This is a genomic window from Nonomuraea sp. NPDC048892 (genome assembly GCF_040649735.1).
GTDB classification, from domain to species: Bacteria; Actinomycetota; Actinomycetes; order Streptosporangiales; family Streptosporangiaceae; genus Nonomuraea; species Nonomuraea maheshkhaliensis.
Genome location: NZ_JBEZFZ010000001.1, coordinates 1,111,027 through 1,123,587 on the forward strand (window position 1 = coordinate 1,111,027; position 12,561 = coordinate 1,123,587).

Annotated in this window: 6 protein-coding genes and 1 pseudogene; 5 read left to right on the plus strand and 2 right to left on the minus strand. The window is 65.1% G+C overall.

The annotated features are described in order from the left end of the window. Positions 1-378 precede the first annotated feature (378 nt). From AB0C28_RS05480 to AB0C28_RS05490, 3 genes are read left to right on the plus strand one after another with little or no spacing between them, the layout of a single operon-like run. Positions 379-3,936, plus strand: coding sequence for a WD40 repeat domain-containing serine/threonine-protein kinase (locus AB0C28_RS05480; RefSeq protein WP_358073164.1), 3,558 nt, complete (start codon positions 379-381; stop codon positions 3,934-3,936). After that, positions 3,930-4,118, plus strand: coding sequence for a hypothetical protein (locus tag AB0C28_RS05485; RefSeq protein WP_358073165.1), 189 nt, complete (start codon positions 3,930-3,932; stop codon positions 4,116-4,118). The genes AB0C28_RS05480 and AB0C28_RS05485 overlap by 7 nt, the downstream gene beginning before the upstream one ends. Before the next feature lie 19 nt (positions 4,119-4,137). Further along, positions 4,138-4,584, plus strand: a complete 447-nt coding sequence (locus AB0C28_RS05490) for a tyrosine-type recombinase/integrase (protein ID WP_358073166.1) — start codon at positions 4,138-4,140, stop codon at positions 4,582-4,584. A gap of 84 nt (positions 4,585-4,668) precedes the next feature. Here AB0C28_RS05490 and ltrA read toward each other — a convergent pair whose 3' ends face one another. Together ltrA and AB0C28_RS05500 are read right to left on the minus strand one after the other, a co-directional pair. Next, on the minus strand, positions 4,669-6,429 hold the full coding sequence (gene ltrA / locus AB0C28_RS05495) for a group II intron reverse transcriptase/maturase (RefSeq protein WP_358073167.1): 1,761 nt from the start codon (positions 6,427-6,429) through the stop codon (positions 4,669-4,671). Positions 6,430-8,020: 1,591 nt separating this feature from the next. After that, a complete protein-coding gene (locus AB0C28_RS05500; RefSeq protein WP_357862002.1) occupies positions 8,021-8,338 on the minus strand; it encodes a hypothetical protein in 318 nt (105 codons plus the stop codon). Positions 8,339-9,082: 744 nt separating this feature from the next. Here AB0C28_RS05500 and AB0C28_RS05505 point away from each other — a divergent pair. Then, positions 9,083-12,064 (plus strand): BTAD domain-containing putative transcriptional regulator, encoded by a 2,982-nt coding sequence (locus AB0C28_RS05505; RefSeq protein WP_358073168.1) that lies wholly within the window; start codon positions 9,083-9,085, stop codon positions 12,062-12,064. A gap of 256 nt (positions 12,065-12,320) precedes the next feature. Next, positions 12,321-12,452: pseudogene (locus tag AB0C28_RS05510) on the plus strand (IS5/IS1182 family transposase); the annotation flags it as partial. Between the last annotated feature and the right edge of the window lie 109 nt (positions 12,453-12,561).

Sequence of the window (12,561 nt, forward strand, 5' to 3'; positions counted from 1 at the left end):
CGCATCAAGCCCGCCAGCACCTACCGTGCGGCAGTATGGCCAAGCCGGCCGCTAGTGATGACCAGGATGCTTTTCATGTACGCCGCAGGTCCATCTTCGGCTCAGGGTGCTCAATTCGGATCGGGCGCGAACGACGTCGGCAACGAAGGGGCGCACCCAGACGAGCTAACCGTCCGTCGGGTCAGCTGGCAGTAGTTCCGCCTTCCTGAGCGGAATCGCGGCACTTCGGAAGTGCTGAGGGACGTCACCAGCGAATATTCGGGCCCGAGATCGGAGCCGCGACCCATACGGGAACCTTCGGGGCGCTATGCCAACAACAAAAGGACGATATCGGGCATCTAACTTGTCGATCATGTCCCTGAATGGAGGGTGCGGCTTGTGGCAGCGCCATTGGCATCGAGCGACCCGCGCCAGCTCGGCGCGTACTGGCTGGCCGGACGCCTCGGCGCGGGTGGGCAGGGCGTGGTGTACGAGGGGTACGACGACGTGGGTGAACGGGTCGCGGTCAAGGCGCTGCACGCCAACTACTTGACCGACGCCTATCGCAACCAGTTGCGACGTGAGGTCGCAGCACTCAGCAGAGTCGCGCCCTTCTGCACCGCACGGATCATCTCCGCTGACCTCGTCCACAATCCGCCCTACCTGGTCAGCGAGTACGTCGCTGGACCCGACCTGCAGAGCTGGGTCGACGAGAAGGGACCTTACAGGGCTGAGGAGCTCGTCCGACTGGCCATCGGGGTCGTCACGGCGCTGTCGTCGATCCATCAGGCCGGGGTCATGCACCGTGACCTCAAGCCGGCCAATGTCCTCATCGGACCCGACGGGCCACGCGTCATCGACTTCGGGATCGCCCGCACCGAAGAAATGTCTCGCAGCGCCACGGACCAACTCAAAGGCACTCCCCGTTGGATGGCTCCCGAACTGTTCCGGGGAGACCGAGCCACACCGGCCGTTGACATCTGGGCCTGGGGCACGATCGTGCTGTTCGCCGCCACCGGTGAAGTCCCCTTCAACGGAGACAACCTCTCCGCTCTCGCCTACCAGATCCTCAACCATCGGCCTGACCTGGACAGGCTGCCTCCGCAGCTCCAGCCACTGGTCGCCCGAGCCCTCTCCCAGGACGCAACCGACCGCCCGACCGCCCCCGCCCTGCTCGCCGGACTTCTCGGCCTGCCGGGCGGTGACGGCCACGCTGCGCTCGCCGCGGGACAGCGGGCCGCCGACCACGACAGGGCCGGGGCGGACGATGACCCCACGCTGGGGGAGACCGCGGAGAAGGTGTTCGCGGAGTGCACTGCCGAGGAGCAGACACTGGTTCCCCGCCTGCTGCTTCGGATGATCGCCGCGTTCCCTGACGCGCAGCACACACTCCGCAAGGTCCCGTACGTGGAGTTTCACGACGGCGAGTTCGACGATCGAACCCTCCAGAAGCTGTTGGAGGTCTTGTGCGCTGGCGGCTTGGTCGCCCGTAAGGGGGCGGTGTTCACGCTGGCGACACCTGCGCTCATCCGTGCGTGGCCGAGGCTGCGGGCCTGGGTGAACGGCGATCACGGGGCGCTGAACGCCCACCATGATCTGGCGGAGGCGACACGGAACTGGATCGAGCACGGACGCAAGAACGGCGACCTGCTGCAGGGCAGCAAGCTCGACAGGGCTGTCGGTTGGATAGCCGGAGGCCTGCGGCATCTCCGGCTCAATGTGATGGAACGCGCTTACCTGGACGCCTCAGCCAAGGCGGCCGAACGCCGACGGCGTAATCGGACCCTGCTGAGCGCGGTACTCGCCGCCCTGCTGGTGGTGGCGACCGGTACAGCCGTGCTGGCGATCTACCAGGGATCAGAGCTGTCCGACAAGAACAAGACGGTCTCCCGGCAGCTTGAGGCGTCCGTCGGCAGCCGTGTCGCCGGGGTCGCGACCGCGCTGCGCCGTACCGACCCGACATCGGCCAAACAACTGGCGATAGCGTCGGGAGCCCTTTCACCCGACGGATTCGATAGCCGTAGCGCCCTCGTGACCACCTACAACCAGTGGGAGAGCCACTACTACAGGCCGCCCCTGGCCGCGAACTCGATCTGGAAAGTCGCCCGCACCGGGCACCTCGTCGCGTATTTCAGGCGCGAAGCGAACATGATCAAGCTTGTGGATCTGGATGCCCGCAAAGTGGTCTCGGAGTTCGCGATTCCCGGAGCCCCGATCTTCGACGTCACGTTCAGCGGGGACGCACGCCTGCTCGGGGTCATCCACGCAGACGGGACGACCGGCATCTGGGACACCACGACCATCCGGCAGATTCCGAAGTCGCTCGATGTGGGAAACCCCGAAGGAGCCGAGACGTTCCTCAGCGCGAAGGGCAACTTTCTCGTCTCCGCGTCCAACAAAAACAAGGTCATCAGGGCGTGGGATCTCAGGACGGGACAGCGCGTCCTGCGGATCCCGGTCGCCTCGTGGTTCAACGTGGAGACCTCGCCGGACGAGCGAGTTCTCGCCTGGAACGGCGAGACCAGCTTCGAGACCTGGGATCTGAAAACCGGGAAGCGATTGCACTCTCAGCCGATCGGCAAAGACGTCCACGTCAGCTCCCTGAGCTACAGCCCCGATGGCAAGATCCTCGCCATCCGGCAGAACAAGCACATCGTGCTCCGCCTCCTCAATGAGAACGACGAGATCGAATACACGATCCCCAAAGCGGAACCCGACATCAACGAGGAGATCTTCTTCAGTCCCGACAGCCGCCTCGTCGGCATCGACGGCGTGATCTGGTCGCTGGGCAGCGGCCCCGGTCCGGTCTGGTGGTACTCCGACCCGAGGTGCCACGACCAGGTCATCGGGCCCGACGGCCGCACCCTTCGCTGCTTCGCAAAAGACGGCACCGCCAAGTTCATCTCGCTGCGCGCCGTCACGGACACGGTGGCCTTCTCGTTCGGCAGGAACTCCGCCGCGCTCAGCGAGGACGGGTCGACACTCGCACTCGGTGCTCACCACAAGCTGGAGATCTGGGATCCGGCCAAGCGCGTAAAACGCACAGAACTGCCGATCACCTCAGCAGACGGGACCAGCGACGGCTTCTACACGCTATCTCGGGACGGCAAGCTGCTCGCCAGCCGCCGCAAGGACCTCTCCATCGAGATCTGGGACGTCGCTCGGGGCGCCAAGCGCACTACACTCAAGGTCGACAAAACGGGAGCGGCAACCTTCCGCCAAAGCGGCCAGGTGCAGTTCTCCCCAGATGGCCGCACCGTGGCAGTCGCCTTTTCCGGCGGTACGAAGACGGGCACCATCCTGCAACTGTGGGACGTGACGACAGGCGCCAAACGGTTCCAGGCCGACGGGCGGCAGGCCGCCTCGCTGGAGCTCGGCTTCGGCTTGCCCCGCCCGCTGTTCTCACGGGACGGCAAGACCATCATCGCCGGTCAGGACCTGGGCGTCATCGAAACCGCCACCGCGCGAATATCGCTGCCCGCCAACGGCGCCCCGAACACCGGCGAGGCGATCAGCAAGGACTTCATCGCCGACTGGGGCGACACTGAGATCACCATCCTGGACGCCTCGACCCTCCAGCCGAAGTTCACCGTCCACCCGGGCACCCAACTGGGCTATAACCCCCTCATGGCTTTCTCCCCCGACGGCCGGGTCCTCGCCAGCTCAGACAAGACGGGGCAGATCCAGCTATGGGACATGGCCAACCGTCGCCCCTTCGGCCTCCCTCTCACCGGATTCTTCATGCCCAAAGACACCCCCGAGCCTCATCCGGTCACTGCCCTCGCCTTCTCCGCCGACGGATCCACGATCTTCAGCACCGATGACCAAGGCCGGCTCCGCACCCACCTCATAGGCCCCGACCAGATCAGGAAGGCGCTCTGCCGGGATGTCGGCTCACTGTCCCCCGACGAGTGGAAGACCTACATCCCCGAACTCCCCTATCGCCGTACGTGCTGATCCCCAACGTCAGGGTTCCCGAATTCGGGCTGGCTGAGCCGGCCAGCCGCGACATCGCGCGGATCTTCGCCGTCTTGGCCAACCGGCGCAACCGTATGAGGGAGCCGACCGCGTCCTCCACCCTGCACCGGATCCGGGCGAGGCTGCGCGCGGCATCGAACGCCGCCGTTCGTGAGGGCTGATCGTGCCAACCCGGCGCGGATGATCCGGCTGCCGGCACCGCGCCAGCCGTATCCACAGGTGTGGACCGAGCGCCGGGTCGTCGCATGGCGACGGAGCGGTCAGCGACCCACGGTGGCGGTGTGGACCGCCGAGCAGTTGGCCGAGTTCTCCTCGCCTTCGCCCGCGGCGATCCGCCACGAGCGGGCCCGACGACAGCTGCTGGGCGACACCTGGAACGAATCCGGGCCGGTCTCCGCCCGTGTCGACGGGTCCCCGATGCGGCCGGACTACCTCACCGTCCGGTTCCGCCAGCTGGTACGAGCCAGCGACATGCCACCGATGCGGCTGCATGACCTGCGGCACGGTACGGCAACTCTCGCCCTGGCCTCGGGCTCGGATCTGCGGGTGGTGCAGGGCACGCTGAGGCACGGCAGCATCGTCGATACCGCTGCCGCCCTTGGCCATGTGTCCGGCTCTGTCGGGTAGCCCCGGCGCATTGCTGCGCCGAGGCCCCCTCAGAACCGGACGTGCGGCGCCAACCGCATCCGGCTCAAGCAAGCCCTTGAAGGCTCACAGGCGTTGCAGAGCTGGGCTTCTGCTTCGGTCGGCATGGTGCCGACGGCGGCAGGAAGCGTGCACGAGGCGGATGGCCATGTCCGACGTTCCGCGCCCGCGATCGACGGCGAGGCTGTGCCTCGTGATCGCCTGGCGGGTCACCATCGCCCAGCGTTCCCACTCGTGTGGATGCTGGGGCTGGTGATCGGCGTGCAGCAGGAAGTCTCCGCAGAGTGGGCAGCGTCCAGCTTGGATCTTGAGCATTCGCAGGCTGAAGGCGTCCAGCGGTGGAGGTGGTCCCTTGTGCCGCCGCGCGGACCAGTATTCGGTCAGGGACGGGTCGTCCGGGGACGAGGTTCCCGCGACCATCTGGTGTCGGACTATCTTCGTCCAGGAGAACTTGCGCAGGTGAGCGCCGGTATTCCGGTCGCCGAACACCCACCGGTCCTGCCTGGAGGAGTTGAACCGGCCGAAGTACCGATCGACGATCCAGCGCCTCGGCTTGTTCTGATGGCCGTGTTTGGCCCACTTGTAGGTGAGCTTCCACATGTAGTCATCCAGCGCTGTGAAGGCGTCGCTGGAGACCACTGTCCGGTAATAGGCCGACCAACCCCGCACGATCGGGTCGATCTTGTGCAGCACCGCACTGACGTTGGCCCCACGCAGGGCTTTCATCTCGGTGCGCAGCCGTTCCCGGATCCGTCTCAAAGCCGCCGGGCTCGGCTTGATCAGCAGCTTGCCGTCATAACGGCGGACGCGAAATCCCAGGAAATCAAAACCGGCATCCACGTGGACGATACGAGTCTTGTCCTCGTTGAACGTCAGTCCCCGGGGCGCCAGCCAGGCAGCGAGCCGGGCCTTGACCTGCTCGGCCTCGTCGTGGCTGTGACACAGCGCGACCAGGTCGTCGGCATATCTGATCAGCGCCGGAGAGCCCTCGACCGACTCGGCGGCGTGCGTGCCAAGCTTGCGATAGCGGACTCCGGCGGCTTCTTCCATCCCATGTAAGGCCACGTTCAGCAGCAATGGGCTGACGACCCCGCCCTGCGGGACGCCCTCCTCGGTCGGGGCGAACTGCCCGCGGTCAAGCACGCCCGCCTTCAACCAGCCCGCGATCATTCCCCGTCCAGGGAAAGTACCAAGCCGAGAGAGAAGATGGTCGTGATCGATGCGGTCGAACGCCGCTTTCAGGTCCGCGTCCAGCACCCACACACGCTGCGGGTTCTTGCCCTTCAACGTGAGATAGATCGCTGAGATCGCGTCCTGACAGCCGCGCCCGGGCCGAAAGCCATACGACTTCGGCTCGAACCGCGCCTCCCACTCGGGCTCCAGCGCGTTGACCACCCGCGCCTGCAGCACCCGATCGGCGATAACCGGGATCCCGAGTGGACGCTGTTTCCCGCCTGCCTTGGGGATGAACACCCGCCTGACCTCCCGGGGCGTCCACGACGACGAGCGGTACTGCACCCAGTCGGCCAGATCGGCCTTCATCTGCGGTAACAGCGCGGTCCGCCCGTCCACTCCGGGGGTCTTGCGGCCAGCACTGATCTCCGTCACCCGACGCACGCTGACCAGCGTGTTCGCCCGCGAGCGGAGCATCAGTTTCTGCAGGTTGCGCACCCGTTTGAGATCGCCCGCCTGCGTCGCCGTGAAGATCCTCTGCCTCAGACGCCGTACTTGCTCCTCGGCCTTGCGCCAGTCGATCGACGGCCAGTCGAGGAGTTCGCCCTCCGGTCCGTTCACCACGCCGTCGCCGGCCGCAGCCGTAGTGGTCATGGCGTCCAACTTGCCCTTCGGTTCCGATGTCGTCCTCATCACCTCTTCACAGGCTCACCTGGCCCGCGTCAGCACCCTTTCGGGTTCGAGCAGCGCTCGTATCCGGCCGGTTATCCGGAACAGCCAGCGGACGAGCTGGCCATGACGTCCCGGTTTCCCGCTGCCTTTCGGCCACCGGCATTGGCTTCTCGGGCCATCCTGCGCCCGCTGGGGAATCGGGCCTTCCTCACGGTCGGCTTGCCGAGCGCCTTGCGGCTCTCGGACCCCAACGGGGTTGTCACGTTCCGCACGAGTGAGATCCGACCGGGTTGGGTGCCCCCTATACCCCGAGGACGACGGTGTCCTCCCGACCGGCTTCGAGTCTTCCGATCGGCGCCCGCCGCTTCCCAGCGGCCAGTCCTTGACCCCGCTGCTGCAACCCATCTGCGGGGCTTCCGATGACGAGGCATCATCAGGGGTTCACTCGCGTTCACCCGTCCGGTCTTCCCCGTGGCCTGTGACTTCCGGATGGAACGGAAGTCCTTGGGCTTGATCACCTGGGCTTCGCACCCCACCGTTACCAGTGACGCACGCCAGGCCGGGGACAGATCCACGGACACTGATCCGAAGCTGCACCTACGGCCCCACGGCCGACCTCCCTTGATGAAGCTCACTCACCTCGTGCGACCTCGTGTCGCACCCCGGACTCGGACTACTACGGCGGCTCCGCCCCGTCCCGACCCGTTCGGCCGACGATGAGCCCAGCCCGCCTTCCGCACCGGATGCACGTCAGCCGGGCAGAGCCGAGACGGTTCCCGTGTTCGCTGTTATTCGCTCGACGGAGGAGGAATCCAGCCCTACCTCTGCGGCATCGCCATGAATACGCCGCAGACCTTCCTCATGGCCTCCCAGAACGACATCCACGTGGCGATCTGGAAGTTCCCCGCCCATCCGGACGAGGGCGCACCGCACCCGGCCCCTATCCACCAGATTTGAGCCGGTGAGCCTTTAAGGGACGTGCTCGGGCTGGTTCCTCGCGTACTTCTTTCCGTCACGCTCGCCGGACCCACGCCATCTGGCAGTGCTGGCCCGTCCGGCTTTGTCGCGGCTGCTCCCGCCCTCTCCCGGGTCAGGCTGCCGCCGGCTTCACCGTCCTGCTACGACAGGAACGGCGGCGAAGGTCTCTCACCTCCACTCAAATCATCAGCGCCTCACGGCGCACCTGGATTCAGGCCGAGCTTCGATCAGTCGGCAGGAGCAGGTCGCTGGAAGGGCCCGCGCACTTGCGCGGGCCCTTCCAGCGCCAGAGCATCGTGGACGTAACCTGCTCCTGCCTTCTCACATCCTGAACCCACGGCACGAGCAGGATCGGCATCAGCGGATACGGACGGTCCAGCGCCCGCTCGCCGATCACCTGTGCTGGCGAAACGCCATCAGCGGACACCTCAGCGTGGCATCAGTACCAACCACGTCAGAGGCGACGGCATCAACGGTGATGCCGTCGCGTATGCGTGGCCGCCGTGGATCAAGGTCTTGCGGTCCGATTCGGCCGAGATCGCCTGCCTGTCATGCCGCCTGGCGGGACATTACGCGCCCGTGTGACGCTTGCGGTTCAGCACGTCCTGACTTCGTCGAATTGGGCAAACGGGGATCTCGATGCGTGGTACTCCCTCTCGCCGACGGTCAACGTGTGACAACCGCTGTCCGGCGCCCCGCTCCAGATGACGTTGATGTTGTACGATGTCGTGCAGTGGCTGATCACGTAGAGGTGGTTGTGATTCCACTGATCGATTTCGATGCACGACGGCAAGGCGAGACGGGCGCTTTCGCTGCTCTGTTCAGTAGCCGCCGCTGGCGAAGCGGCGAGGGATAGCGTTCCCACAGAAAGCAGTACTGCGGCGGCCAGAGAAATCTTGCGTTTGATGTCCATTGCGACCTCCTGTAAATCTCGATTGAAACGATTCGGCTAGGAGAGGCCGGCCGGTGAAATCGACACTGCTCCGTCGAGCGCCGACCTGTATGAGTGGACCAGTCCTCTCTTGATTGCTCTGCGCATGAGTTGTCGACGACGCTGCGCAGTGGGTCGCCGGGGCTCGGCACGGTCGTTCACTGCCCCAGGGATCCGCCCGCCCCGGTGCGCGCCCGCGCCCCACACGCCGTTACCGCAGTTGGCGGCCTGTTTTCGGGGGTGTGGGAGGGCGGCCGTTGACACCTTCCGGGTTGCGACTCTGTTGCGCTTAGGTGGCCGGCTCAGCCAGTGATCGGCGACACAGCCCCATGGGTAACGTCAAATAGCCTTCTGTCCTTCGGAAAAACGTGACGCTCCTCTCAAACTCCGACAGGCCCCTGGGTCGTGCGGCCTGACTAACGTGAACGACAAGCTCGGTCCAGAGAGCGAGGCTCCTCCTGATTGATAATGGTCGGCGGCGTCCTCCATCCGTCCTCGGTTCGTCCTCGATTCCTCGCACGGAGCCAATAAGCGCGCCGTAGCCTTCGATGTAGATGCCGATCGGCGGTATCTGGCCGAGCATGGGAGTACTCGGAGGGCTAGGTGGAGATACGCATTCTGGGACCGCTAGAGGTATGGGCTGACGGGCGTCTGCTGCCGGTACGCGGTCCCAAGCAACGGCGGGTGCTGGCGGCTCTGGCCTTGGCGCGCGGCAGAGTGGTCCCCGTGAACCACCTGGTCGACACGGTGTGGGACTGTGATCCACCAACCACGGCCCGTCGACAGGTGCAGAACGCAGTCTCGATGCTGAGGCAGACGTCCCTCGGAGCGGTGATATCGGCGCAGGCCCCTGGATATCTCCTTCGGCTGGATCCCGCCACGCTCGATGTCGTCCGGTTCGATGAGTGCGTGGCACGCGCGATCCACGCGCGAGAAGCCGGGAATCGGCCAGAAGCCCTCGAACAACTCCAGGTAGGGCTGGCGCTATGGCGAGGACCTGCTCTGGCAGGGGTCGACGGCGCGGTGGTCGGGGCCGCAGCGGCCCAACTCGCCGAGACCCGCCTGTCGGCGATCGTCGCGAAGACCGAACTGGAACTGGAGTCGGGGTTACATGCCACGGTCGTCGCCGAGATGACCGCCCTGGTTGAAGAACATCCGCTGCATGAGCAGTTGGTGGGACTGCTCATGTTGGCGCTGTACCGATGCGGCCGGCAGACCGACGCCCTTCAGGCCTACCGCGCGACGCGGTCACGGTTGGCAGACGAACTCGGCTTGGATCCCGGCCCTGAGCTGACTCGATTACACGAGCGGATCCTCTGCGCCGATCCCGGGCTGGAGCCCCCGTCCCCGACGGCTTCGGCTCAGCCTCCCAAATCCCTTCGTGTCGCGCGCCAGTTGCCGTATGAGGTCCTGGACTTCACCGGCCGCGATGCTGAGGTCGCTCGGCTGAGCGATGTGGCGGAAACGGCTGTCGCCGGTGTGATGATCGGGGTGATCGACGGCATGGCCGGTGTCGGTAAGACCGCACTGGCCGTCCATGTGGCTCATCGGTTGTCCGATCGCTTCCCCGATGTCCAACTCTTTGTCGACCTGCATGGCCATACCCCGGGTCAGGATCCGATGGATGTGGCAGCAGCCCTCGAGATGTTGCTGCGCGCGCTCGGCGTCCAGGCTAAAGACATCCCGCCCACGCTGTCCGAACGGGCCGCCTGCTGGCGGGCGGAGACCGCTCGCCACAGACTTTTGCTGGTACTAGACAACGCGGCGAACGCAGCTCAGGTTCGGCCACTCATCCCGGGAACACCGGGCTGTCTCGTTCTGGTCACCAGCCGTCGGCGGTTGGCCACGCTGGAGGGCGCACACACGCTGTCTCTGCCGGGCTTGCCAGTATCAGACGCGATCACCATGTTCGCTCGCATCGCGGACATGCATGGAAAGTCGGCCGAGCCCGCCGAGCTGAACGAGGTGGTCGAGTTATGCGGCCGGTTACCGCTGGCCCTGCGCATTGCTGCCGCCCGGCTCCGCCACAACTCCTCATGGTCCCTGACCGATTTGCTAGCCTCGCTGCGCGACGATCGCAATCGGCTCGCCACATTGCAGATCGACGACCTGGACGTGGCGGCGGCGTTCGCGTCGTCCTACCGCCGGCTGGATAACGATCAGCAGCGCCTGTTCTGCTTGGCTGGTCTCCATCCCGGAAACCACTTCGATATGCACGCGGCCGCCGCCCTGCTCGGTCTGCCGCCTGCTCAAGTCAGGCCCCTGGCCGACGCCCTGATTTCCGCCAATTTGCTGACCGCCTGCGCTCCGCAGCGGTACACCCTTCACGACCTTCTCAAGGCCCACGCCCGCCAGACCGCTGAATCGGCTCACAGTCGGGATGACCGTGACGCGGCATTGACCCGTCTGGCCGACTACTACCTTCACACCGCCGCGGCCGCTATGACGGTTGCCTGGCCGCACGAGGCCCACCTGCGTCCCGCGTGCCACGCATCGACTGACGTCGTGTTCGTGACTGCCAGTGAGGCCTTGGACTGGTTGGATACGGAAAGAGCGAACCTGCTCGCCATCGCGGGCCAGCGCGGGTTCCACTACGCTACGCCGCTGTCAGCGATCTTGTGGCGCTACCTGGACAACAACGGCCATTACACCGATGCGCTGGTGCTCCACACGGCCGCGCTTGATGCCGCTCGTCGTGAGGGAGATCACGCCGGACTGGCCGCAGCACATCGCCATCTCGGCGTGATCACCATGCGCTTGGGGAGGTACGACGACGCGCTGGCGCACAATACAGCGGCTCACGACGCTTACGCCATCGTTGGCGACCGGGCCGGTCAAGGTCGAACGCTGAACACCCGGGCAGTCGTGCACCATATGCGGGGCGAGTTGCACACCGCCATGGAGTACTACACCCATGCGCTGTCCCACTACCAGGCATCCGGCGACCGGTCAGGGGAAGGCGACGTGCACAGCAACCTGTGCTCCCTGAACACGCGTATGGGCCGCTATCAGGCCGCGATCGACCATAGTGAGCAGGCGATCACCCTCTATCGTGAGGTGGGCAACCACTTCGGCCTTGCCGCCCCCCTGCACAACCTTGGCAGAAATCTCCTGAGGCTCGACCGAAACGACGAAGCAGCAAGGGTTTTTGAGGAAGCTGCACGCCTCTCCCACGACAGCGGCGACCGGTCCGCACAGGCGGTGATCTTGGCCAGTCTCGCGGAGATCCACGAGAGAGCCGATCAACTCGACCAGGCTCTCCACTACCTTCGCCAGGCGTTGACCCTGGCGCAGGCCATAGGAAACCTCGATAGGCAGATCTTCGTCCTCAATAAGCTCGGTGTCGTCCACCGCCGCCTAGGCAGGCATCACGATGCCCTCGCCCACCTCCGACAGGCATTAGAGCTTGCTCGCAACATCGGCACGCGGCTCGGGCAGATCGACGCCCTCACCGGACTCGCGGCCCTCGCTGAAGCAGGCCACCGAAATACGGAGGCCCTCGACCACTGCACCGCCGCACTGGTTCTTGCCAATGATCAGGGTGATCCATACAACCGGGCCGAAATCCATGACCATCTCGGCCGCCTGCACCATCGGCACAGCGACCAGGAACAGGCCCGCCACCATTGGCGGCAAGCAGCGGCAATCTTCACCGAGCTAGGCCTCCCGCAGGCCGATCACATCCGCACCCGACTCGCTGATTGCTGATGAGCCCTCCCGCGTCGGGGGTATCACTCTAAGTGGGTGTTTAGGCATGGTTGGTTGGCATATGCCCACCTCTGTAGTCGCAGCCCTTTGGGCTCTTTTCCCTATACGTGTAGCTTTGTGTAGTCCTCATCGCCCATGCGAGCGACCATTTGATGATGAAATGGTGCTCAAATTCCGTCTAGTTTAGAAATGTGGGAGGCGCTCCCGACTAGCCGAAGCCCACTATCGATCATATCTTTCGGGTAGAAGCTCCGCCATGAGCGAACGGAAGCCGTACTGCAGCGACATTTTCGACGCCCGCTGGGCCTTAATCGAGCCCACCCTGACCGCCTGGCGGCAGGCCAGACTCGACCGCCGACCCACCGGCCAACCAGCCTCGGTCGAACTTGCGCCTGCCGAAAAGAGGTTGTCACTTCAGGTGTGTAAAGATCGTTTCTGAGTGCTTGTGAGCGGTCTTTACTTGATGCGGCCTGGATAGGCGATGTCGAGTTCGATGA

Coding starts and splice junctions, on each gene's coding strand:
- AB0C28_RS05490 (WP_358073166.1), top strand. CDS start 4,138: ATGATCCGGCTGCCGGCACCGCGCCAGCCGTATCCACAGGTGTGGACC.
- ltrA (WP_358073167.1), bottom strand. CDS start 6,429: ATGACCACTACGGCTGCGGCCGGCGACGGCGTGGTGAACGGACCGGAG.
- AB0C28_RS05500 (WP_357862002.1), bottom strand. CDS start 8,338: ATGGACATCAAACGCAAGATTTCTCTGGCCGCCGCAGTACTGCTTTCT.